Source organism: Sphingomonas sp. PR090111-T3T-6A (genome assembly GCF_000383095.1).
Classification (GTDB): Bacteria; Pseudomonadota; Alphaproteobacteria; order Sphingomonadales; family Sphingomonadaceae; genus Solisphingomonas.
In genome coordinates, this window is sequence record NZ_AORL01000010.1 from 370,953 (window position 1) to 394,116 (window position 23,164).

The window sequence follows — 23,164 nt, forward strand, 5'->3', positions numbered from 1 at the left end:
GCTTTTTCCCCGGCCCGCCCAAGGGCTTAACGAACGAGCGCTCAGGAGGGTGCGTGCTTGTCGGCGCGGCGCTTGCCGAAGAGGAGCTTCTGTTCGAGCCGGCCCCTGAGCCCCGCATAATAGGCCTGAAGGAAGGCGAGATCGCGCGGGCCGCCCTCATCGCTCCAATATTCGCGGTGGATGCGGCGGGCGATGCTGGCGGTGACGGTGGCGATGGCGGGGGCGTGCGCCTGCCGGATAACGGTCTCCAGCGTCTCCAGCTCATAGACGCCGTAGGCATCCAGCTCCTCGTCGGTGAAGCTCAGGTCCTCGGCCTGTTCGGTCAGCTCGGGGAGCAGCGGGCGGCGCGGCGCGCGGATCACCCAGGTGCCGGCCAGCAGATCGCCCGCGCGCAAGCGGTCGCGGTTCATCAGCGGCATGAACAGGAAGATCGCGCTCCACAACAGGCCGCAGATGATCGCCCAGCCCTCCGGTCCATCCTTCCCGCCGCTCATCGCGAGGAAGGTGAGCGGCAGGAAGAACTCCACCTCGCGCATCGCGTTGCGGGCGATCACGGCGTCGAGCGTCAGCCGTCCGCCATGGCGCGCGATGACCCTGAGGCCCAGTGCGCGCTTGCCCGGCGTCCGCCCGCGCGGCCGCGCCTCGAACCAGGTGAAATAAAAGTTCCGCAGGAAGAAGGCCCCCGCCAGCCACAGGGTCCAGGCCGCCCGGAAGGCGACCTCCTTCCCGACGATCATCCCGGCCAGCAGCATCAGCAGCGTGAAGGCGATGAAGACGCCGCCCAGGATCAGCAGGTCGAGCAGGAAGGCGCCCGCACGCTGCCCGGCATCGGCGAGATCGAGCGGCAGGCTGATCCCCTCCGGCGTCACCAGCATCCGGACGCGCTTCACCTCGACGGGCAGGCGGCGGCTCATGCGGCCTTCCTCGCCGTGCCGTAGAAATAGGCGAGCCACACGCCGAGCATCGTCACCCCGATGACGTAGCGCAGCGCCTCCACCGTCACGAGCTGCCGCACGAAGCCTTCGAGCAGCGCCGCCACGAACAGCATCACCACCACGCCCGCCATCGCGGTGCCCGAGAGCCTGCCCGCATCCGCCATGCTGTCGAGCCGTGACAGCCGGCCGGGGAAGGCGGCGGCCCAGCCGATGCGAATGCCCGCCGCGCCCGCCACCACGATCGCGAACAGTTCGGTGGTACCATGGACGCAGAGCCAGCCGATCAGGTCGCCCGCCAGCCCCCGCCCGGCATAGAGCGCGAGGAAAGCGCCCAGCGTCAGCCCGTTGGCGACCAGCAGCAACGTGCTCGGCACCGCCAGCAGGAAACCCAGCGCGAAGCACAGCAGCGCCATCTGCGCGTTGTGCGTGAAGAGGAAGGTGGCGAGCATCTCCAGCCCGTCCATGTGCCGCCCATGGCCTCCGCCGTAGAGCACGTCGCGGAGCATCTGGGTCGTGGCTTCCGGTCCGCGCCCTTGCGCGAGGTCGCCGGACACCATCGCCGGGAACCAGCCCGGATCGGAAAGGACCAACACATAGCCCGCGATCGTCCCCGCCAGCAGCAGCAGCGCGGAGGCGATCGTCTCCCGCCACAGCGCCCTCATCGCGGCCGGCCAGTCCTGCCGGAAGAAGGCGAGGATGCGGGGGCCGATCCGCCCGCGCACGCCGTAGAGGAAGAAATAGGCACGGGTGGAGAGCCCCTCCAGATAGTCGATCAGTGCCCGGTCCAGCGACGTCTCGCGTGCCACCGACAGCGCCGAGATGGTGGCGCGATAGAGGGTGGGGAGGGCCAGCAGCTCCTCCTCGTCGAGTGCCGCGGCCGAGCGCTTCTCGGCGCGGTCGAGCAGGGCTTCGAGGCGCCGCCAGTCGGCCTCGCGCTCGGCCCGGAAGCGGGCGGAGGGAAGCGCGCCGTTCACAGCAGCCTCTGCCGCTTGAGCATCAGATAGGCCTCGACCAGCGCGGAGCCGCCACCCTCATGCCCCGCCTCGACGACATGCACGCCCATTCGCCTCAGCCTTGCGGCGACGATGGCGCGCTCCCTCAGCAAGGCCTGCGCGGCGACGGCGCGGGTGACGTCCTCGGGGGCGAGCGGCTCGGCGGCGGCGAGGCTCTCCAGCTCCTCGTCGCGGTGGATGAGGAAGAGCAGCAGGTGGCGCTTCAGGAGCGGCGCGCAGGCCTTCACCATCAGCTCGGCGCTGGTGGGGTCGGTGAACTCGGTGAACAGCACGATCAGCGTCCGCCGGTCGAGCCGCTGGGCCAGGCGGGTGAGGCCGAGCGTGTGGTTGGTCTCGCGCGTGCCATAGTCGATGCCCGCCGCGAGCCGCTGGATGGCGGGGAAGGTGGCGATGCCATGGCCGATCGCGCTCGCCGCCAGCGGCTGCTCGGCATAGGCGAAGAGGCCGACGCGATCGTCGAGCTTCAGCGTGACATAGGCGGCCAGCAGCGCGGCGGAGACGGCGCGGTCGATGCGGGGCACGCCGCCGACGGGCTCGGCCATGGCGCGGCCGGCGTCGATGGCGAGCAGGATCTGGTTGTTGCGCTCGATCTGCCAGTCCTTGGCGAGCAGCATGGCATGGCGGGCGGATTGCTTCCAGTCGATCGCGCGGCGGTCCATGCCGTCGATCCAGGGTTTCAGCGACTGGAACTCCGCGCCGGTGCCTATCTCGCGCCGGGCCGTCTCGCCGGCCTGGGCGTGACGGATGAAGAGCTGGCTCTGCTCGCGCGCGGGGCGGGTGTCGGGGGTGATGAGGACGGCCTCGTCGCGCGGCTCGCGGCGTTGCTTCCAGACGAGGCCGAGCGGCCCCTGCCAGCGCAGCCAGAGCGCGGAGAGCGGCGCGGTGCCTCGTCGTGACGCCTCCAGTGGAAGGCGCGCCTCGGGCCGTTCGCGTGACAACGTGGGGCGGAGCGAACCGAGCGGGGTGAGATGCGGATCGATGTCGACCGTCGCCTCCACGCGCGCCGGTGCGTCGACCGCCAGCCGCAGCTCCACCGTGCCGCCCACCGGCGCCGAGCGGGGCATGCCGAGCCTCGCCACGATCCTCCGCCCCGGAGGCGCCAGCACCGCGTCCAGCCCGAGCAGCAGGATCACGAACAACATCCACCCGAAACCCAGCGTCCACAGATGCGGCCAGACGATGCCGACCGTGAGCGCCGCCGGCACGCCCGCCGCCATCAGCAGCACGGCGCGCGCGGTCGGGTAGAGGCTGGCGCGGGGCGTCACCGCGGCGCTTCGACTTCGGCGATGAGGGTGGCGACCACTTCCTCCGGCCGGCGGCCATCGATCTCGGCGGCGGGCGAGAGGGCGAGGCGGTGGCGCAGCACTGCCGGCGCCAGTGCGCGGACATCGTCCGGCACCACATAGTCGCGCCCGTCGAGCGCGGCGGCGGCTCGTGCCGCGCCCGCCAGCATCACGGCGGCACGCGGGCTCGCGCCCATGATCAGCTCCGGGCTGGCCCGCGTCGCGCGGACGAGGCGGACGATGTAGCGCACCACCTCGTCCACCAGCGTCACCTGCGCGACGGCGGCGACGGCGGCCGAGAGCGTCGCGGCATCGGCCTGGCGCTCCACGCCCCAGCGGCCGGGCGTCGGCGAGCCGCGCTCCGCGCCGTGGGTGGCGACGATGCGCAGCTCCTCGGCCTCGTCCGGATAATCGACCAGCAGCTTGAACAGGAAGCGGTCGAGCTGAGCCTCGGGCAGCGGATAGACGCCCTGATTCTCGATCGGATTCTGCGTCGCCACCACCATGAAGCGGTCCGACAGCGGGTGCGACACGCCGTCGAGCGTCACCGATCGCTCCTGCATCGCCTCCAGCAGCGCGGCCTGCGTCTTGGGCGGCGCGCGGTTGATCTCGTCGGAAAGGAGAAGGTCGCAGAACACCGGCCCGCGCGTCAGCGAGAAGGAGGATGTCAGGAAGTTGAAGATATTGGAGCCGGTGATGTCGCCGGGCATCAGGTCCGGCGTGAACTGGATGCGCCGGAAATCCAGCCCCAGCGTCGCCGCGAAACATTGGGCGAGGAAGGTCTTGGCCGTTCCCGGCGGCCCCTCCAGCAGCACATGGCCGGCCGAGAAGAGCGCGATCAGCAGGTGGCGGACGGTGTCGTCCTGCCCGACCACAGCCTTGCCGACCTCGCCCGCGATGCGATCGCCGAGCCCCTTCACCTCATCGAGCGTCATCGCGTGCGGTTCCTTCTCCAGCGGTACAGGGCGCGCGCGGCGCCGAGCAGTTGATCCCGGTCCTCCGCCGTCTCGGCGTGCCAGGCGAGGGTGGCGTAGGGTTCGTCGCCGGCGTGGCGGCCGGCATGGTCGAGATAATGGTCGAGCGCTTCGCCCGAGAGGCGGGCCGGCGCGGCCGTCGCCTGCGCCGTAAGGTCGCGGGTGAGCGCGGCATAGGCGGCGCCGACGCGATGCTCCTTGCGCGCGGCGCGGAAGAGCTGGGCGGCATTGTCCACCAGCGTCCGCTTGCCGAGCGCGATGGCCCGACCCTGTCCGGCGGGCGCGCCGAAGCGGAAGGCGCCGTGCAATCCCGCGAGCAGCCCCGCCGCGGCGATGCACAGCGTCACCGGCAGGAAGGGCGGCTTGAAGAGGAGCTGGAGCGGGCTCTTCTGCTGACCGAAGCCGTTGGTCGTGAGATCGAAGGCCAGTTCGTTGCTGGTCATGAGATCATCGACCACCTGCCAGCCCTGCCGCGCGGTCCAGGGATCGGCCATCCCCTGATTGTTGAGCAGATCGGGCTCGGCCAGCACATAGATGCGCGTGCCCATGATCCGCCCGAGGACGACGCGGCCGTCGCGGTCGAGGAGAAGAGGGGTGAAGCCGCTGCCTGTCAGGCGTTGCTGCTCCTTCTGCGGTCCGATCCGGGCGCGGGCGAGGCGGGGAATGTCCGCCGGCCAGAGGCGGGGCGTTCCGGCGAAGGGCGTCTGTTCCAGCGCGATGGCGGGCGCGATCTTGCGGAGCGCCATGACATTGGCAGCGGGCGAGTCCATGCCGATGGTCTGTGCCCAGCTGCTATGCTCGCGGAGCGGCTGGGTGCGCCATTTGGGCAGCATGATCAGCATGGCACCCCTGCAATGCCGATCGACGAGCCGGGAAAGCGCGGCGGGATCGCCATAGGCCTCGGGCGTCACCACCAGCATGGTGGCCGTGCAGATATGCTGATCGTCCCGCACGATCAGCGAATGGCTGCCCATCGCGTCCGTCAGCCTGACGAGGCCGGCATAGCCGGTGCCGCTGGTGGAGAGCGCATGGGCGCGGGCGTCATGGCCGGACCGGAAATCGGGGGCGAAGGCGATCAGCAGCAGGAAGGCGGCGAACGCCACCACGCCCGCCACGACGATCATCGCGACGGCGCGGGTGGAGAAGGGCGTGTCGGAGGCGCTCATCGCCAATGTCCCGGCAGCGCGAAGTCGGCATAGGCCGCGCGCGCCCGCTCCCACGCGCCGGCGGTGGCGCCGCGATCGGCGAACAGGCTCATCTCCACCACTTCGGCGATGGCGGCGAAGGCAGGGCGGGCCGCGACGGGCATCGACGGCGTCACCGCGAGATCGCGGCTGGTGGTCGCCGGGCGGACGAGGCCGGGGCGGCGGCGCATGATGTCCTCGATCGAGCGCTGGAGCAGCAGACGGGCGGCTTCGGCATAGCGGCCGGCGGCGGCGAGGGCGTCCGCCTCGGCCAGCAATGCGCGGGCCGGTGCTGCGTCGGGGCGCCATTCGTCCTCCTCGGGCGGGGCATCCTCCCGGCCGGGGCGCTTCCATGGCCATTTGAGTTTCAGCAGGCGCATCCCGATCAGCCCGATCAGGGCGACGGCCGCCAGCCCCATCACGACCAGGCCGACGATGCGGATCGCGGGCCAGGCGGCGGCCAGCGCGTGCGCCAGCCGGATCAGCCACAGCGGAGGCTCCGGCCTCTGGACATGCGGCAGGGCGAACTGGATCTGCGGGTCCGCCAGCACCCGCGCGTGGGCGGCTGCGAAGGCGTCTCCACCCGTGCCCGTCGCTGCTGGCCCCGCCGTCGAACGCACCCGGATCACACCCCCGTGCCTGCCCCAGGCGGGCCGAGACTATCGCCTCGGGCGCGGGAGGCAAGCGCGTTGCGGCTGGACAGGCGCCTCCGGACGGGAGAGACAGGAGGGTGAACCGATAGCGTTCGTGAGGGGGGGCTCCGATCGTGATGGCCATGCTGATGCTGGGCCTGTTCCTGCTGGGTCCGTTCGTGACGCTTGGCATCTGGCTATGGCTGCGGTCCCGCCGGGAGCCGGTCGAGCTGATCGAGACGTTCGACATCGGCAGCGTCTTGGGGAGGAGCTTCGCCGTGTTCGGCAGGGAGGGGCGCCCGGTCGCCTTGCTCGCGCTGCTGCTGGTGGGCCTGCCGCAGATGCTCTGGATGATGACGCTCCGCGCGGTGATGCCGGAGCTGCCGGCTGTGTCGCCCGGCACCGGGCCGAATGCGCAGGCCGATCGGCTGATCGGGCTGTTCCGTACCTTTCCCGCAGCCATGACCGGCGGAATGCTGGCGCTCCTGCTGTGCAGCTTCCTGTTCTACATCGTGGCGATCCGCTTCTGGGCGCAGCGGGGCGAGGGGCGGGACGTCACGCTGGGCTCCGCCATCCGGCTGGCGCCGGGGCTGCTGCTGCCGACTCTGGCGGTGACGGTGCTCGGCTATCTGGGTTTTCTGGCGTCGCTGCTGCTGTTCGTCGTGCCCGGCGTGGTGATGGCGCTGAACTGGCTCGCCGCCATTCCGGTGATGGTCAATGAGCGGACCGGCATCATCGAGGCGCTTCGCCGCAGCCGGATGCTCGCCATGGGCTCGCGCGGCCGGATGCTGGTCGCGGCCTTGCTGATGCTGGTGCTGACCATGCTGGTGTCGCTGGTCGGCAATGTCGCGATGCGAGGGCTGATCGGGGACGCTGCTCCGGCCGCCACACTGCTGATCGTGGTGCAGGCGCTGGTGGCGATATTGAGCGCGATCGTACATGCCGGTTTCTTCGCGGCGGTCTATGTCGAATTGAGGCGGGTCCGCGAGGGCTTCGCCATTCCCATGCTGGCAGAGGTGTTCGCTTGACGCCCGGCCGCGCCGAGAGGATCTGAACGACGCATGTTGCGACCCGAAAGCCAGCCCGCCACCCACGCCCGCCCCCATGCTGCGGGGCATCTCTATCTCCAGGTTCTGGTGGCGATCGCGCTGGGCGCCTTGCTGGGCATCTTCGCGCCCTCGGTGGGCGCGGCGATGAAGCCGCTGGGCGACGCCTTCATCAATCTGGTGAAGATGGTGATTGCGCCGGTGATCTTCCTCACCATCGTCACCGGCATCGCGGGCATGCGCGAACTGGGCGCGGTCGGCCGGGTGGCGGCCAAGGCCTTCGCCTATTTCCTCACCTTCTCGACGCTGGCGCTGTTCGTGGGGCTGACCGTCGCCCACGTCGTCCATCCCGGCACCGGGTTGCACATCGCGCCCGCCTCGCTCGATCAGGGGGCGGTGGCGAACTACGCCAAGGCCGCGCACGAGCAATCGATCGTAGGTTTCCTCACCCATATCATCCCGACCACCATCCTCTCGCCGCTCACCGAAGGGGACATCCTCCAGACGCTGCTGATCGCGGTGCTGTTCGCGGTTTCCGCCTCGCTGGTGGGGGAGCCCGCGCGGCCGGTGATCGAGATGCTGGAGCATCTCTCCCGCATCGTGTTCCGGCTGGTCGGCATCCTGATGCGCGCGGCGCCTGTCGGCGCGTTCGGGGCGATCGCCTTCACGGTCGGCAAATATGGCGTGGGGACGCTCGCCAACCTCGCCGGGCTGGTGGCGACCTTCTATCTGACGGCGCTGATCTTCGTGCTGGTGGTGCTGGGGGCGGTCGGCTGGGCCAACGGCTTTTCAATCCTGAAATTGATCCGTTACCTCAGGGCCGAGTTGCTGCTGGTGCTCGGCACCTCCTCGTCGGAAGCGGCGCTGCCCGCGCTCATCGAGAAGATGGAGGCGGCTGGATGCGCCAAACCCGTGGTCGGCCTCGTCGTGCCGACGGGCTATTCCTTCAACCTCGACGGCACCAACATCTACATGACGCTCGCCGCGCTGTTCATCGCCCAGGCCTGCGACGTGCACCTGACGTGGGGGCAGCAGGCGCTGCTGCTCGGCGTGGCGATGCTGTCCTCGAAAGGCGCGGCGGGCGTGACCGGCGCGGGCTTCATCACATTGGCCGCGACACTCTCGATCGTGCCCGATGTTCCGGTCGCCGGCATGGCACTCATCTTGGGTGTAGACCGGTTCATGTCAGAATGCCGCAGCCTGACCAATTATATCGGGAACGCAGTGGCGACCATCGTCGTTGCGCGCTGGGAAGGTGGACTGGACCGCGACAAGCTGTCCGCCGCCCTCGACGGACGGTCCGCACAAGGCTGAGCATCGCTTTGTGAATCGACAAGGCCGCGTAACACGCGAACGCGGCTTTTTCGTCTCACATGCGAAAAATTGCGTCAGACATGGAACGTTCGTCGTGGGCGGGTGTTCGCCCTGACAGCGCTGTTATCGCTGTTTCGATTAGTCGTTGCGGCGTGGCGATGAATAGAAAAATCCAGGAAGTCGTCATTTCGCAATTGCGATGAACTGTCTAGTAATGCGCGATGATCCGAGCATGAAAGGCTGGGCATTGCTAAAAAAAGTAGAGATATTGCATCGCGGCGTTCCAGTCAGGATTCGGAAGGGTGGGCCATGGCGTATGATGGCTTCTTTCGTTCGCGTATGTCGATCGAGCGAGTTACGGCCAATATTGATAAAGAGGCAGATCGGAAAACCGTAATCCATGTATTCGACGCCAATGCGTCACGGTTTATGGATGTGATGATTGCAGTGATTGCTCTGGCGATCCTGCTGCCGGTGATCGTGATCCTCTGCCTCGCCATCTCGGCGCATGATGGCGGCGGGCCGATTTTCGTGCACCGCCGGATCGGCCGGGGCGGGCGCACCTTCCCCTGCCTCAAGCTCCGGACGATGGTCCGCGATTCCGAGGCGCGCCTTCGCCATCTGCTGGAAACCGATCCGGCGGCGCGGGCGGAATGGGCGATGGACCAGAAGCTCAGGATGGACCCGCGGATCACGCCGCTGGGCCGTTTCCTGCGCAAATCCAGCCTCGACGAGCTGCCGCAGCTCTTCAACGTGCTGGTTGGGCATATGAGCCTGGTCGGGCCGCGCCCGATCGTGGCCGACGAGGTGGCGCGTTATGGCCGCTACTTCCGCTTCTATTGCGCGGTGCGCCCCGGCATCACCGGCCTCTGGCAGGTGAGCGGGCGCAACGACACCAGCTATCGCCGCCGCGTGGCAATGGACACCGTCTACAGCCGCAGCCGCTCGGTCGGCACGGACATCTCGATCCTCGTGCGGACGGTTCCGGCGGTGCTGGCCAGCAAGGGGTCGTTCTGAACGCGCCCCTGCATCCGATGCGTGCGTGGATGGATAAGGTGAACGAACTTGCAGCCGGCCGGGACGGTGGGACTCCCCTCCGCCGCCTGGCCGTGCTGCAAGTCGATCCCTCGCTGTTCACGGCGCCCTATGACGCGGCGTTGTCCGGCGGCCTCGCGGCCAATGGCATCGATCCGGTCTGGGCGACACGCGGGTTGAGGGCGGGGGAGGAGGATCTCCTCTCCGCCTTCGCCACGGACCGTTTCTTCTATCCATGGACCGACGGCCGGCGCCGGCGCACCGGCCAATGGGCGAAGGCGGTGAAGGGGCTGGAGCATGCCGCTGGTCTGCGACGTCTCGTCGCCCGGGCGGAGGCTCATGATCTCGTGCATTTCCAGTGGTCGGCGCTGCCGCTGCTCGATGCGCGCGCCATCGCGCGGATCCGCCGGTCCCGGCCGGTGGTGATGACCGTGCACGACATCAAGCCATTCAACGGCCGCCCGGTGAGCGCGCTTCAGGTGAGCGGCTATGACGCGGTGCTGGCATTGGCCGACCATCTCATCGTCCACACCGCGGAGGGGCGCGACGCGCTGCTGGCGCGGGGGCTTCCGGCGGAGCGGGTGAGCATCGTGCCGCACGGGCTCCTGCCGCTGATGCCGGCCCCGCCCGAGCCGCGCTCCGGCGACCGTTGGCGCGTGGTGCTGTTCGGCCGGCTTCAGGCCTATAAGGGCGCGGACCTGCTGGTAGAGGCGCTCGGCCGCATCGATCCCGCGACTCGCGAGAAGCTGGAGGTGATCGTCGCGGGCGAGCCGCAGACCGACCTCGATCCGATCCGGGCGCGCGTGCGCGAGCTGGGCCTCGGCCTCGATTTCGTGCTGCGCGACCGCCGGCTCGGCGAGGCCGAGATGGCGTCGCTGCTCCGGAGCGCGGACGCCTTCGTCTTCCCCTATCGTACGATCGACGCGAGCGGCGTGCTCCATCTCGTCGCGGAGCTGGATCGCTGGTTGATCGCGAGCGACCTCGGCGCTTTCCGCGCGATGCTGGGCGAGGCGCCGGGAGCCGGTGCGCTCGTCCCGCCCGAGGATATCGATCGGCTCGCCGCCGCCATCACGGACTCGATCGGCCGCCGCCCGACCCAGCGGCCCGCGCATGACGTGATGGGCTGGGCCGAGATCGGCGGGCTCACGCGCGCCGTCTACGAGCGGGCGATCGGCGACCATGCGGGGATGACGCGATGACGCGCTCGCTGCTGGTCATTCAGGACAGTCTCGATTTCGGCGGGCATGAGGCGATGTTCCTGCGCTTCCTGCCGGCACTGGTGGAAAGCCGCGTGTTCGACCGGATCGCCATGCGCTTCCCGGCCGGCAATGTGCGCCTGTCGGACCGGCTGGCGCCTTTCGCCTCCGAGCGCTTCGATGCGAAGGGCTGGGGCTTCACCAAGCAACGCGCCGAGCCCTATCTGGCGGGTTTCCGGCAAGGCTATGCGCGCGCCGTTCGCCACTTGATCGCGGAGGAGCGGCCGACCACGACGCTGCTCCTGCAAGGCCGGATCGAGAATTGCGCCGTGCCGACGCTGGCGGCGCCGGCGGACCAGTTCCTCGTGAGCTATGTGCCGATGGCGCATCGCATGACGGAACTGGGCCGGGCGGCCGTGCCGGGGGATATCGTGCGGCGCAGGCTCTATCGACGCCCCGATCGCTTCATCGTGCCCGGCCGCGCCGTGGCGGGGCAGGTGACGGCGGCGGGCGGTCGCGCGCCGGTGGCCGTGGTCGACAATGTCGTCGATCCGCCGCCGCGTCCAGGACGGGACGGCGCCCGCGTCGCGCTGGGGCTGGAGCAGGAGGCGCGCGTCGCGCTGTTCCTCGGCCGGCTCGATGTGCGCCAGAAAGGCCTCGACACGCTGGCCGATGCGATCCGGCGGCAGGCGGAGCGGCTCAGCGGCTGGACCTTCCTGATCGTCGGCGGCGGCGAGGGCGCGGCGCTGTGCGAGGAGCTTCGCACCGAGCTGGAGGGGCGCGTGGCGCTCCGCACCATTCCCTGGACCGAGCGTCCGCAGGACGCGCTCGCCGCCGCCGACGTGCTGCTGATGCCGTCGCGCTGGGAGGGTGTGCCGCTCGTGATGCTGGAGGCGATGACCTACGGCTTGCCGCTCCTCGCCAGCGAAATCGACGTGTTCCGGGATTATCTGCCCGACACGCACCGGATCGACTTCGCCACGGCCGACCTTGCGGCCGCGATGGCGCGCGTGATCGAGCCCGATCGCCTTAGCGCCTATCGCGCACTCGCCGCGCGGCGGCTGGCCGAAGGCGGCCTCGCGCGTTCCAGCGAGCGCTTCGTCGCGGCGCTGCTTCCCGAATGGACCCCTGCATGAGCCTGTATGGACCGGCTGCGGTCGTCATCCCGACCCTGAACGAGATCGCCCATATCGAGGGGCTTCTGGCGCATCTGCTGGCCGAGCCGCCGGAGGTGGTCGGCGAGATCCTCGTCGCCGACGGCGGCTCGCGCGACGGCACGCAGGAGGCGGTGCATCGCATCGCCCGGAGCGAGCCCCGCGTCCGCCTGATCGACAACCCGGATCGCATCCAGGCTGCCGGGGTCAACCGCGCGGTGGCGATGGCGGACCGGCGCTTCGGCGTGATCGTGCGCGTGGATGCCCATGCGCTCTATCCCGGCCAGTATGTCGGCCGGCTGCTGGCCGCGCTGGAGGCCAGCGGAGCGGACAGCGTGGTGGTGCGGCTCGACACGGTCGGGCGGAACTGCCTCCAGCGGGCCGTGGCGGCGGCGCAGAACAGCCGCGTCGGCACGGGCGGATCGGCGCACCGCATGGGGCGTGTCTCCTGCTTCGTCGATCATGGCCACCACGCCGCGTTCCGCCGCGCCGCCTTCGAGCGGGCGGGGGGCTATGACGAGACGTTCGAGGCCAATGAGGATGCCGAGCTGGATGCCCGCATCCGCGCGCAGGGCGGGCGCATCTGGCTCGATGTCGGCATTCCCGTCACCTATTTCCCGCGCTCGACGCTGACCGGCCTTGCGAAGCAGTATCGCCGCTACGGATCGGGCCGGGCGCAGACCTGGCTCAAACATGGCGAGAGGCTCCGGCTGCGGCAGATGCTGCCGCCGGCAGTGCTGCTCGCGGTGACGGCCAGCCTGATCCTGTCGCTGGTCACCCCTTATGCACTGATCGTTCCGCTCGGTTATTTCGCGGTACTGCTGGCGGCTAGCCTGAGCCTCGCGATCGACGCGGGATCGGCCTGTGTCCTGCTTGCGGCGCCTGCGCTCGCCACCATGCACTTCGCGTGGGGAGCGGGCTTCCTGCGACGGATGGCCGCTGGGCGGAGCCGAGGCGCGGAACATGCGTCCCGCCGCGGCATTGCAACGGCTGCGACGGCCGAAAGTGGAGGCGAGAGACAAGCATGAACCGGATGAAGCGGATGATCGCGGGGCTGTTGCTGGTGCTGCCCGTCGCGGGCTGCGCAAACGACATCGCCGGGACGCCGCAGGGTGCCGCGGCGCCGACGCCCTATGTCTACAAGCTGGGGCCGGACGATCGGGTGCGCATCACCGTCTATAACGAGCCCAACCTGAGCGGCGAGTATTCGGTCAACAGCGAAGGCCAGATTTCCTTCCCGCTGGTCGGCATGATCAAGGCGCAGGGCCTGACGCTGGGCGAGTTCAGCGACACGCTGACCAAGCAGCTCGACGCGCATTACTTCAAGGACCCGCATCTGGTGGTGGACATGATCTCCACGCGCCCCGTTTATGTGCTGGGCGAAGTGAACAAGGCGGGCCAATATCCCTATCAGTCGGGCATGACCGTGCTGGCCGCGGTCGCCACGGCCGGGGGGTTCACCTACCGCGCCAACCAGAAGATGGTGATGGTCCGCCATAGTGGCGCAGCCGCCGAGCAGCGCGAGCCGCTCACCGCAGACCTGATCGTGCAGCCGGGCGACACCATCAGGGTCCGAGAGCGGCACTTCTGAGTTCCGTGGCGCACTCCCGCCCCTTCCCCTGGCGACATGGCGCGATGTTCGGCCTCCTGGGCGGCGCCTTCGCCGCGCCTGCCGTCGCGTCTCCGCAGGAGGCGCCTCTGCTGCCGCCCGAGCCGCCGCAGATCGAGAAGCGCTACACCGCCGTGCTGGAGCGGGTGCAGCCGGGCTATGTCCCGCCCGGCATCCCGATGGGTGCCTTCACGCTCTCGCCCTCGATCAGCGTGAGCGGCGGCTATGACGACAATATCTTCGCCACCGAGCATGATCGGGTGTCGGACGGTTTCGTGCGCTTCCAGCCCGAGGCGCAGATCCAGTCCAACTGGAGCCAGAACAGCGTCACCCTCGATGCCACCGGCACGATCGACCGCTATTTCCACCGCACCAGCGAGAATATCGCCGATTATGCGGTGACCGCCTCGGGCCTCTACCAGATCAGCCGGGACACCATCCTGCGCGCCGCCGCCCGCGTGGAGAGCGACCACCAGTCCCGCCTGTCGCAGGACATCTTCGCCCAGACCATCCACCCGGTCCGCTATGCCGAGCAGTCCGGCGCGGTGGCGCTGACGCAGGATTTCGGGCGGCTGCGCGTGACCGGCGACGCGCGGGTGGCGCGCTTCGACTATCGCAACGGGCGGCTGGCGGACGGCTCGGTCTACGACCAGCAGACCAGCGACAACACCAGCTATCGCGTGGGCGTCCGCGCCTCCTATGCGCAGTCGCCCTCGCTCGCCTGGTTCGTGAGCGCGGCCTATAACAGCCGCAATTTCCGCACCGGCACGGTGGATACGCCGGAACGCGACTCCCACGGATACCAGATCCTCGCGGGCGTCGATTTCGAGCCGACCGCGCTGATGCGCGGCAGCATCGGCGTCGGCTATATCCGGCAGAATTTCCGCCTGGCCCATTACACCGACCTGTCGGGCCTGGGCTTCAACGCGCGGCTGCAATTCTTCCCGAGCCAGCTTACCACCGTCACGCTGAACGCCGATCGTTCGGTGCTCGATTCCGGCATTCCGGGGTCGGGCGGCTATCTGTCGAGCGAGGGCTCGATCCGCATCGACCATGAGCTGTTCCGCCAGATCATCCTCAGCGCGTCGGTCGGCTACCAGTCCAACAAGTTCAACAATCTCGACCGGGTGGACGGCCGGCTCGCGACCAGCGCGGGCATGACCTACCGCCTCAACCGCTTCGCTTCTCTCGAGCTGAATTACGACCGGCTCGACCAATCCTCCCACGGCGCCGACCGGTACAGAGCCTATGTCGACAACAGGGTTCTCGCCGGCGTGACGCTGAGAAGGTAACGACCCATGAACGACCTCGTCCCCGTCCTCCGCGAGCCCGTCGTCGCGCGGCGCATCACCGCGCCGCCGCCCACCGTCGACCGCGTGGACGGCCTGCGCCGCGCCATGGCAGCCCTTCGCCGGCGCTGGTGGCTGGCGCTCATCATGTTCGTCGGCGTGCTGTTCATCGTGCTGGTGACGGGGCTGACGCGCTCCAAGCTCTACACCGCCACCGCCAACATGGTGGTGAACTCGCGCGAGCTGAACGTGTCCGAGAAGGACAAGGACGTGCTGCCCGGCCTCTCCACCGCCGAGAATGCCGCCGATACCGAAGTGCAGATCATGCGCTCGATGGCGGTGGCCGAGGGAACGGTGAAGGCGCTGAACCTCGCCTATAACGCGCTGTTCGCGAAGAAGCTCGAAACGCTGACGCCGCCCGTGCGGCAGACGGCGGCGGCGGCGATCCTCGCGTCCAATCTCAAGGTGGACCGGCCCGGCCAGTCGAACGTGGTGTCGATCGCCTATACGGCGGCCGACCCGATGCTGGCCAAGAGCATCGCCGACGAGGTGGGCCAGCAATATCTCGCGGTGAAGGGCCAGTCGCGCCATGCGGCCGTGCAGAATGTCGATCAGGGCCTCGGTGACGAGTTGGATCGCCTGCGCGGCCAGCTCGAACAGGCCGAAGCGGCGGTTGCGGACTATCGCGCGAAGAACAATCTGTTCGCGACGCAGAACACCACCTTCACCGAGCAGGAACTCTCCACCTACAAGCAGCAGGAAGCGCAGAGCCGCGCCAATATGGCCGAGGCCAACGCCCGGCTGGCGACGGCAGAGGCGCAGATCCGGCGGGGCTCTAATGGCGGCGACGTCGGCGCGGCGCTCCAATCGCCGGTGGTGCAGCAGCTTCGCGCCCAGCGCTCCCAGCTCGCCGCCACCTATGCAGACCTCTCGTCCCGCTATCGCCCGGATCATCCCGATCTGGTGAAGGTGAAGGACCAGCTCGACACCATCGACGCGCAGATCAACGCGGAAATCCAGCGCCAGATCGCCAATCTGAAGGCCAACGCGCAGGTGGCCCGCAGTCAGGCGGGCAATGCGGCGGGGACGGTCGCCCAGACGAGCGGCACGCTGGCCGCCAACAACGCCGCCTCGGTGAAGCTCAACGAGTTGCAGCGCAAGGCGGACGGCCTGCGCGACACCTATCAGACGCTGCTCACCCGCCGGAACTCGATCAGCAGCCAGGCGCTGGTGGCGGATGAAGATGCGCGCATCTTCTCGCCCGCCGCGCTGCCGCTGCGGCCGAGTTCACCCAACAAGCCGCTGATCGTGCTGATCGGCCTCGCGCTGGCGGCGATCGTGGCGGCGGCGTCGGTGTGGATCGCCGAGGCGTTCGACCGCAAGCTCGTCACCTCGGGCGATGTCGAGAGCAAGCTCGGCCTGCCGCACATCTCCAACGTGCCGGAAATCCGATCGATCGCGCGGGGCGACGAGGCGCGGATCGCCGCGATCGACTTTCCGTTGGCGCGGCCGGCGTCGCTCTATGCGGAATCGCTGCGGGCGATCCGTCTCGCGGCGCTTCGCCACAAGCGCCACGACGGGCCGGTGACGATGGGCATCACCTCGGCGCGGCCGGGCGAGGGCAAGACCACGATGGCGATCTCGCTCGCCCGCGTCTCGGCCATGGCGGGCAGCCGCACGCTGCTGATCGACGCCGACGTCCGCCGCCCGGCGGTGGCGAGCAGGCTGGGCTTCCAGCCGCGTGTCGGTCTTGTCGAGGTGCTGCGCGACAATCTGCCGCTGGAGGCCGCGCTGGTGCGCGACGAGGCGTCGGGCGCGATGATCCTGCCGGTCGCGCAGGCGCTCGCCAGCAGCCACGACCTGTTCGATTCCGCGCGCGTGCAGGCGCTGCGCTCGATGCTGGCGGGGCGGTTCGACTTCGTGATCTTCGATGCCGCGCCGGCGCTGGCGGTGTCCGATGCCCGGCTGCTGCTGCGCCAGCTCGACGACGTGGTGATGGTGGTCCGCTGGAACGGCACGCCGCGGCAGACGGCGGCGGCCGCGCTCAAGCGGATGCGCGCGCTCGATATCGAGCCGATGGGCGTCGTCACCACCCGCGTCAACATGCGGGCGCTCGCCGCTTATGGCCATGGCGACATCGACCGGGATCATGCCGCCTATGGCGTCTACTATAGCTGAGCGGTGCGCGTCAGTGAGCCCGTCTGCCGCCGAACTCCGCCTGATAGGCTGCCAGCGCCCTGGGGAACTTGCCGGCCGACATGGTGGAATCATAGTCGGAGGCGGTGAAGTCCCAGTAATTCTGGGCGATCACATGATGCGCGCGCATCCACGCCGCCATGTTGTGGATGAACTGCGGATCATCGCCCCAGCCATGGCCGTCGGGCCGCGTGCCGGTGCCCCATTCGGGCACGACGATCGGCTTCCTGTGCGCGGCCGAGAAGCTGGCGATCCAGTTCAGGCCATAGTTGGCGGTGAGATAGCCCTGCCAGCGGGTCTGCGGATCGGCGTCCTGCTTGCGCCAGCTCTGGTTGTAGATGTCGATGCCGATCAGGTCGACCACGTCGTCGCCGGGCCAGAAGGTCTCGGGCGCGGACACGCCGGCGCCGAGCGAGGGATTCCAGGCGATCCTGAAATGCTGCCCCGGCGTCGCGCGCAGCACGCCGACGACATGGCGGAAGGCCGGCTTGAGCGAGGACGGGTCCTTGCTGGCCGACCAGGGGTACCAGCCGCCGTTGAACTCCCAGCCGAGGCGGAGGATGGCATCCGCCTGACCCTTGGCCACCAGCATCGCGCCGAGCTTGCGGAACTGATCGTCCTGCTTGCCGGCGGCGACGTCGGCGAGGGGCGTGCCGTTCACCGTCAGCGGAATGCCGATCATCATCTTGTAGGGCTTGCCCTGCCAGCATCCGAGCGCCCAGTTGGCGCTGCTCAGCAGGCTCGGCCAGCTATTGGAGGCGAAGAAGTCGGTCACGCTGTCGAGCTTGCGGCCCATCACGCCTTCATAGCGGGGCAGGCGGCCCGCGCCCTCGCAGCCGGCGCCCTTGTAGACGCCCATCAGCGGCTCGGCGTCGGCAGGGTTGGCGAGGGCGAGAGGTGCGGCAAGGATCGCGGCGATGATCACGGATCGAAGCATGGGGTCTTCCTGTGTGGCGGCCTGCGACGCAACGCACGCCGCGCGCTCGGGATGCAGCGCCCGCGATCGGTTTTCCTCTCCGCAGGCTTTCCTCGGACCCTGAGGATCGACCTAGCCCGCGCCATCGGCCGGGCAAGCCACCACGCCGCCATCCGCTCCGGCGATGCGATGAGGCGAGGAGGGGCGAGCCGATGACGGCGCTGCAACCCACCATCCGGCGCGGCAACTGGACGGACCTGATGGCGCCCCCCGTCCGCATTCCGACGATGGAGCTGTTCGACACCCGCCGGAGCCTGATCTTCGCCCATGCGGGTTTCATCATCTGCATGATCTTCCAGCGTTTCGGCCATATGTTCGGCGGGAGCGCGCTGTTCTTCAGCCTGCCGGCCTTCGGGCTGCTGCTCGGCTGGGCGGTGATCACCGGGATCGCCACCGTGCGCGAGCGCGGCGCGGCGCTCTACATGATGTTCGCCGGCTGGACCCTGATCGCGACGCTCTATGCGCTGCTGGCGCCGGACGCGCGCTTCGGGACGAGCCTCACCTCGCTGCTCGCGATCCTGCTCACCTATGGCTTCACCGTGCTGGGGCCGGGGAGCCGTTTCGACCGGGCGGTGATCTTCCCCGTCTTCCTGTTCTACACGCGGCTCTGCGCGGTGTTCGGCATCATCCAGTGGGTGATCCAGTTCGGTGGCGTGCGCATCTTCTCCTTCATGCTGACAGTGCCGGCGATGCGCCCGGTGCTGATCGAATCCCAGTTCAACTTCAATCCGACGCTGCACTATGGCTCGTCGATCCTGCGCTCCAACGGCTTCTTCCTGATCGAGCCGAGCGTGTTCTCGCAGACGCTCGCGATCGCCATCGTGCTCGATTATTTCATCCTCGGGCGGGCGAAATATCTGCCGCTCTATCTGCTCGCCTATCTGCTGTCCTTCTCGGGCACCGGCGCGCTGACGCTGGCTCTGGCGGTGCCCTTCTACGCCTGCCTCTCGGCCAGGAATTTCGGGCGCGTGGCGGGGCTGGTGATCGCGGGCGCGCTGGGCCTCGCCGTGGCGAGCGTGGCCTTCCCCGAGCAGGTGGGATCGCTGACCAGCCGGGTGAACGAGCTGAACTATTCGGGATCGAGCGGCTATGCGCGCTTCATCGGCCCCTTCCTGCCGATCTCGGACCTGATGCAGGAGGGGCGCATCCTGATCGGCTGGGGGCCGGGCGCCACCGAGCGCTATCTCTACCATGTCGAGGGAACGGGCAATTCCATCGCCAAGCTGGTGATGGATTACGGCCTGATCGGGATCAGCGCATTCATCGTCATGTTCCTCGGCACGCTGTGGCGGCGGGAATATGCGATCCTGTCGGTGCTGGCGCTCACGACCTTCGTGGTGGGCGGCGGCTATCTGCTGTTCACGCCGATCCTGGTGCTGCTGATGCTGCTGTGCATCTGGTCCGGCCTGCCGGAGGAGCGGATCAGATCAGCCGGATGATGAGCGTCCAGATCGCGATGCCCACGACACCCGCCAGGCCCCAGGCGACGAAGGAGATGCGGCGCCCGCCGAGCGGGCGGACATTGGGCGACGTGCCCGAATCGATCGACGCCTGCCCGGCAGGAGAATTGGGGATCACGTCGCCGGAACGGGCGAGGCCGTCGGGTTTCATTGGCTCATCGCCCTTCAGGATCGGTGGATCTTCGATCACCCCCTGCCTCTCCGCTCGTTAATATTTTCTCTCATAGACCGAACGACCTTGCCGAGCGTTTAAGACAAAGGTCAAAAATAACGATGCGCACGCAGACGCCCCCTGCACCAGCATGGCACAGAGGGGCCGGCGATCCCAAGCGGAGTCTGGATCAGGCCGGGGCGTCGGCCTCGATGTCGCTGTCCCGGTAGCGCAGGCGGGAGAGGAGGGCGCGGCCCGTCCAGCGCTGGATTTCGGCCGCGGCCAGCATGGCCCCGCGCTTGGCCGTGGGCTCCATGCCGAACGCGCCCCACATCAGTTTCCGGGCCGTGCCGAAGCGGCGCATGGTGAAATTCACGCGGCCGGCCTCCCACATGCCGCTGGCGCGCATCGATCGGGCGAGTCGCTGCCATTGGCGCGCGTCGAACCGCTCGCGGATCTCGCGATTGCCGGCGATGGCCTCAAGGCAGGGCTGGTGATTCGCCCAGTCGACCGAAAGCCCGCCCGAGGAACTGCCCGGCCGGACACGCAGCGAGAAGACTTCCGGCTCGTTGCCGATGAAGGCGAACGGCCCGCGCGCGGCGAGGCGGCACCAGAACTCCCAATCCTCGCTCAGCCGGATGCCCGCATTGAAGCCGCCGAGCGCCTTCGCCACCTCGGTGCGGATCAGCACATGGCCGCCATTGGCGAAGAAATTGCCGCGCAGCATCGTCTCCAGCACGTCGCCGTCCGGGTAGCGATGCTGGGCGAGCGGCTTCTGCCCCGGATAGGGCGCCCCGCTCGGCAGGATCTTGAGGAAGGTCCCGAACGCGGCCACCGCCTCCGGCCGCTTGTCCAGCATGTCGGCCAGACGGGCGAGCGCGGTGGGGTTCAGGACGTCGTCACCGTCGAGGAACATGACGTAGCGGCCGGCCGCGAGCGACAGGCCATGGTTGCGCGCCATCGACACGCCGGCATTCCTTTGCTGCACCAGCGTAATGCGCGGATCGTTCAGCGTGACGACACGCGCCGCGGTGCCGTCGGTCGAGCCGTCGTCGACGACGATGCAGCGCCAGTTCCGGTGCGTCTGGGACGTGACGGACCGCAGGCACGGCAGGATGAAGTCCGCCACGTTGTATGCGGGAATAATGACCGTAATCTCGGCTGCGGACATATTTCTCCTTCCGAGGCGTTTGCACCGGGAACGAGTAGAGGAACAGCCCCCGTTATGCAGGTCAGCGTCGTGATCCCCGCCTTCAACGCGGGGCAGTATATCGAGGCGGCAATCGCTTCCGCAACGCAACAGGACGGCGTTTCGCTGGAAGTCGTCGTGGTGGATGACCGTTCGACCGACGATACCCGCGAAAAGGTCCGCCGCATGGCCGCGGCAGACCCGCGCGTGTCGCTCATCGTGCTGCCGCAGAATGGCGGCCCGTCCGTGGCGCGCAACGCCGGCATCGCCGCCGCGCAAGGCCAATGGATCGCGCTGCTCGACGCGGACGACGCCTATCTGCCGGGCCGGCTCGCGACGCTGGTGGCGCTGGGGGACGAGCAGCATGCCGATCTCGTCGCCGACAACATGATGCTGGTCGATGCCGGCGACGGCAGCGCCGTGCCGATGATGGCGCCGGGCTTCCTCGCCTGCCCGCGCGCGATCGACCTGCCCGAGTTCATCGCCCGCAACATCTCCACGCCGGATGCACCGCGCACCAATTACGGCTTCCTGAAACCGCTGATGCGGCGGGCGTTCCTTGCCAGCCACGGGCTTCGTTACGACGAGAAGGTGCGCTTCGCGGAGGATTTCGCGCTCTATGTGGACTGCCTGCGGGCGGGTGCGCAGTGGTGGCTGCACCCGGAGCCGATGTACCGCTATCTCGTCCGGCCGGATTCGCTGACGCAGGTGCAGACGACGGGCGATCTCGATCGCCTCCGCCGGCGCCAGCGCCGGCTGCTTTCCGAGGCGAAGGACCAGGGCGACCACGCCTTCGCGACGCTGATCCGCCGGCATCTGCGCAATGTCGATCGCTGCTATTATTATCGCGGCTTCACCGACGAGCTGAAGGCGAAGCGGCCCGCGGCCGCGCTCGGATACCTCTTCGGAGGGGCAGACAGCGTGCCGCTCGTCGTGCAGGAAGGCGCGCGGCAATTGCCGGTCGTGCTGCGCAAGGCGTTGCAGGGCGGCTATCGCCGTCCGGCGGGCGCCGCGCGATGAGCGAGGCCGTGGCCGCCGCGGAGGCGCCGTCGATGTTCTCCCCCGAAGGCGACGCGCAGGCGCTGAAGAAGCGATCCGCGATGGGCGCGGCGATGACGCTCGCCGGGCAGGGGGCGAAGTTCGTGCTCCAGTTCGGCAGCCAGGTCGCGCTCGCGCGGCTGCTGCTGCCGCGCGATTTCGGCTTGCTCGCGATGGTCGGCCCGATCGTGACGGCGGCGCTGCTGCTGACCGACCTCGGCCTTTCCGCCGCGACGATCCAGCGGCCGACGATCAGCCAGCGCGAGCTGTCGAGTCTGTTCTGGCTCAACGTGCTGATCGGATGCGGGCTGGCGGGGGCGGCGGTGCTCGCGGCGCCGCTGGCCGCCGTCTTCTACAAGACGCCCGCCGTCATGCCGGTGATGGCGACGATGGCGATCGCGCTGCTGCTCTCCAGCCTTGCCGCGCAGCATCTGGCGATCCTCAACCGGCGGATGCGTTTCGGCGCGATCGCGCTGATCGAGGTGGGGGCGCTGGTGGTCGGCGTGATCGTCGGCGTGACGGCGGCCTTCTCTGGGCTGGGCTATTGGTCGCTGGTGGCGATGCAGATCGCCAATGGCGCCGCCACGCTGCTGATGGCGTGGGGCTTCTCCGGCTGGCGGCCGTCACGGCCGGGGATCGATCGGGATGCGCTGCATCTGGTGCGCTTCGGGGGCACGGTGACGGGCTACAACCTGCTCGGCTATCTCATCACCAATCTCGACAATATCCTGATCGGCGCGCGCTTCGGGGCGGGGCCGCTCGGCATTTATGATCGCGCCTACAAGCTGATGTTCCAGCCCCTGTGGCAGATGACCGCGCCGGCCGCGCGCGTGGCGGTGCCGCTGCTCTCGCGGCTGGCGGACGATGCGGCGGAATATCGCAAATCCTATCTCGCCATGCTGGGCGGCATCCTGGCGCTGACGACGCCGGGCATCCTGTGCGCGATCGTCTTCGCGAGGCCGGTGATCGTCGTGCTGCTGGGCGAGCGCTGGGCGGACTCCGCGCCGATCTTCGGCTGGCTCGGCGTCTGCGCGCTGACACTCCAGCTCCGGCAGGCGGTGTCGTGGCTGTTCGTCAGCCAGGGCCGCGCCGAGGAGCAGCTCAAATGGGGCGGGCTCGGCTCGGCGGTGGTGATCCTCGGTTATCTGGTCGGCATCTTCTGGGGGGCGAAGGGCGTGGCCGTGTCGGCCGCCATCACCAGCGGGCTGGTGCAGATCCCGATGATGTGGTGGGCGGTGACGCGCAGCGGGCCGGTCGGCCGGGCGGATGCGCTGCGCCTGCTCCTGCCGCTAACTGTCGCCACGGCGGTGAGCGGGGGCGTGCTGGGGCTGCTGTCCGGCGCCGCGATCTGGTCGAGCTTCGGCGGGCTCGTGCTGGCGGTGCTGCTGGCCTATGCGCTGTTCGGGGCGGCGCTGGCCCTGTTCCCCAGCGGGCGGGCGCAGATGCGCCGCGCGATCGGGATGGCCCGGCGCTTCCGCCGGGCCTGAGGC

The 23,164-nt window shown here is 68.9% G+C and carries 21 protein-coding genes; 12 read left to right on the plus strand and 9 right to left on the minus strand.

The window, feature by feature from the left end; translation table 11 throughout:
• Nucleotides 1-41: 41 nt before the first annotated feature.
• From ST3T6A_RS0104545 to ST3T6A_RS0104570, 6 genes are read right to left on the minus strand one after another with little or no spacing between them, the layout of a single operon-like run.
• Complete coding sequence (locus tag ST3T6A_RS0104545; RefSeq protein WP_019831713.1) at nucleotides 42-914, minus strand: RDD family protein; 873 nt, start codon at nucleotides 912-914, stop codon at nucleotides 42-44.
• Nucleotides 911-1,909, minus strand: a complete 999-nt coding sequence (locus ST3T6A_RS0104550) for a stage II sporulation protein M (RefSeq protein WP_019831714.1) — start codon at nucleotides 1,907-1,909, stop codon at nucleotides 911-913. The genes ST3T6A_RS0104545 and ST3T6A_RS0104550 overlap by 4 nt, the downstream gene beginning before the upstream one ends.
• Complete coding sequence (locus ST3T6A_RS0104555; protein WP_019831715.1) at nucleotides 1,906-3,213, minus strand: DUF58 domain-containing protein; 1,308 nt, start codon at nucleotides 3,211-3,213, stop codon at nucleotides 1,906-1,908. Before ST3T6A_RS0104555 ends, ST3T6A_RS0104550 begins: the two co-directional genes overlap by 4 nt.
• On the minus strand, nucleotides 3,210-4,166 hold the full coding sequence (locus ST3T6A_RS0104560; protein WP_019831716.1) for an AAA family ATPase: 957 nt from the start codon (nucleotides 4,164-4,166) through the stop codon (nucleotides 3,210-3,212). Before ST3T6A_RS0104560 ends, ST3T6A_RS0104555 begins: the two co-directional genes overlap by 4 nt.
• A complete protein-coding gene (locus ST3T6A_RS0104565) occupies nucleotides 4,163-5,371 on the minus strand; it encodes a hypothetical protein (protein ID WP_019831717.1) in 1,209 nt (402 codons plus the stop codon). The genes ST3T6A_RS0104560 and ST3T6A_RS0104565 overlap by 4 nt, the downstream gene beginning before the upstream one ends.
• Nucleotides 5,368-6,009, minus strand: coding sequence for a hypothetical protein (locus ST3T6A_RS0104570; RefSeq protein ID WP_026359424.1), 642 nt, complete (start codon nucleotides 6,007-6,009; stop codon nucleotides 5,368-5,370). Before ST3T6A_RS0104570 ends, ST3T6A_RS0104565 begins: the two co-directional genes overlap by 4 nt.
• A gap of 146 nt (nucleotides 6,010-6,155) precedes the next feature.
• Between ST3T6A_RS0104570 and ST3T6A_RS20720 the strand changes: the two genes are divergently transcribed.
• From ST3T6A_RS20720 to ST3T6A_RS19270, 9 genes are all read left to right on the plus strand, one after another.
• Nucleotides 6,156-7,049: a hypothetical protein gene (locus tag ST3T6A_RS20720; RefSeq protein WP_157602408.1), complete on the plus strand. Its 894-nt coding sequence runs from the start codon at nucleotides 6,156-6,158 to the stop codon at nucleotides 7,047-7,049.
• A 33-nt stretch (nucleotides 7,050-7,082) separates the two neighbouring features.
• Complete coding sequence (locus tag ST3T6A_RS0104580; protein WP_019831720.1) at nucleotides 7,083-8,381, plus strand: dicarboxylate/amino acid:cation symporter; 1,299 nt, start codon at nucleotides 7,083-7,085, stop codon at nucleotides 8,379-8,381.
• 429 nt (nucleotides 8,382-8,810) lie between these two features.
• A complete protein-coding gene (locus ST3T6A_RS0104585; RefSeq protein WP_037537610.1) occupies nucleotides 8,811-9,398 on the plus strand; it encodes a sugar transferase in 588 nt (195 codons plus the stop codon).
• 38 nt (nucleotides 9,399-9,436) lie between these two features.
• Nucleotides 9,437-10,615, plus strand: coding sequence for a glycosyltransferase (locus ST3T6A_RS0104590; RefSeq protein WP_162140503.1), 1,179 nt, complete (start codon nucleotides 9,437-9,439; stop codon nucleotides 10,613-10,615).
• Entirely contained in the window at nucleotides 10,612-11,748 is a 1,137-nt protein-coding gene (locus ST3T6A_RS0104595) for a glycosyltransferase family 4 protein (protein WP_019831723.1), read from the plus strand. Before ST3T6A_RS0104590 ends, ST3T6A_RS0104595 begins: the two co-directional genes overlap by 4 nt.
• Complete coding sequence (locus tag ST3T6A_RS0104600; protein WP_019831724.1) at nucleotides 11,745-12,794, plus strand: glycosyltransferase family 2 protein; 1,050 nt, start codon at nucleotides 11,745-11,747, stop codon at nucleotides 12,792-12,794. The genes ST3T6A_RS0104595 and ST3T6A_RS0104600 overlap by 4 nt, the downstream gene beginning before the upstream one ends.
• The gene (locus tag ST3T6A_RS0104605; protein WP_019831725.1) at nucleotides 12,791-13,357 is read left to right on the plus strand and encodes a polysaccharide biosynthesis/export family protein; all 567 of its coding nucleotides are present in this window, start codon (nucleotides 12,791-12,793) and stop codon (nucleotides 13,355-13,357) included. The genes ST3T6A_RS0104600 and ST3T6A_RS0104605 overlap by 4 nt, the downstream gene beginning before the upstream one ends.
• A 44-nt stretch (nucleotides 13,358-13,401) precedes the next feature.
• On the plus strand, nucleotides 13,402-14,667 hold the full coding sequence (locus ST3T6A_RS19265; protein ID WP_019831726.1) for an outer membrane beta-barrel protein: 1,266 nt from the start codon (nucleotides 13,402-13,404) through the stop codon (nucleotides 14,665-14,667).
• 6 nt (nucleotides 14,668-14,673) lie between these two features.
• Nucleotides 14,674-16,842 carry a GumC family protein gene (locus ST3T6A_RS19270; RefSeq protein ID WP_019831727.1) on the plus strand — a complete coding sequence of 723 codons (2,169 nt, stop codon included), beginning with the start codon at nucleotides 14,674-14,676 and terminating at the stop codon, nucleotides 16,840-16,842.
• Between the two features lie 10 nt (nucleotides 16,843-16,852).
• Here the strand turns inward: ST3T6A_RS19270 and ST3T6A_RS0104620 are convergent, their stop codons facing one another.
• Entirely contained in the window at nucleotides 16,853-17,797 is a 945-nt protein-coding gene (locus ST3T6A_RS0104620; protein WP_019831728.1) for a glycoside hydrolase family 26 protein, read from the minus strand.
• 191 nt (nucleotides 17,798-17,988) lie between these two features.
• On the opposite strand from ST3T6A_RS0104620, the gene ST3T6A_RS0104625 reads away from it, so the two are divergent.
• Nucleotides 17,989-19,275: a hypothetical protein gene (locus ST3T6A_RS0104625; RefSeq protein WP_019831729.1), complete on the plus strand. Its 1,287-nt coding sequence runs from the start codon at nucleotides 17,989-17,991 to the stop codon at nucleotides 19,273-19,275.
• Here the strand turns inward: ST3T6A_RS0104625 and ST3T6A_RS0104630 are convergent.
• Both ST3T6A_RS0104630 and ST3T6A_RS20725 read right to left on the minus strand, forming a co-directional pair.
• Complete coding sequence (locus ST3T6A_RS0104630; protein WP_157602414.1) at nucleotides 19,259-19,447, minus strand: hypothetical protein; 189 nt, start codon at nucleotides 19,445-19,447, stop codon at nucleotides 19,259-19,261. The two genes, ST3T6A_RS0104625 and ST3T6A_RS0104630, sit on opposite strands and share 17 nt — an antisense overlap.
• 190 nt (nucleotides 19,448-19,637) lie before the next feature.
• Complete coding sequence (locus ST3T6A_RS20725; RefSeq protein ID WP_019831731.1) at nucleotides 19,638-20,618, minus strand: glycosyltransferase family 2 protein; 981 nt, start codon at nucleotides 20,616-20,618, stop codon at nucleotides 19,638-19,640.
• 54 nt (nucleotides 20,619-20,672) lie between these two features.
• On the opposite strand from ST3T6A_RS20725, the gene ST3T6A_RS19280 reads away from it, so the two are divergent.
• Complete coding sequence (locus tag ST3T6A_RS19280; RefSeq protein WP_019831732.1) at nucleotides 20,673-21,656, plus strand: glycosyltransferase family 2 protein; 984 nt, start codon at nucleotides 20,673-20,675, stop codon at nucleotides 21,654-21,656.
• Nucleotides 21,653-23,161: a lipopolysaccharide biosynthesis protein gene (locus tag ST3T6A_RS19285; RefSeq protein ID WP_019831733.1), complete on the plus strand. Its 1,509-nt coding sequence runs from the start codon at nucleotides 21,653-21,655 to the stop codon at nucleotides 23,159-23,161. The genes ST3T6A_RS19280 and ST3T6A_RS19285 overlap by 4 nt, the downstream gene beginning before the upstream one ends.
• Nucleotides 23,162-23,164: the final 3 nt, after the last annotated feature.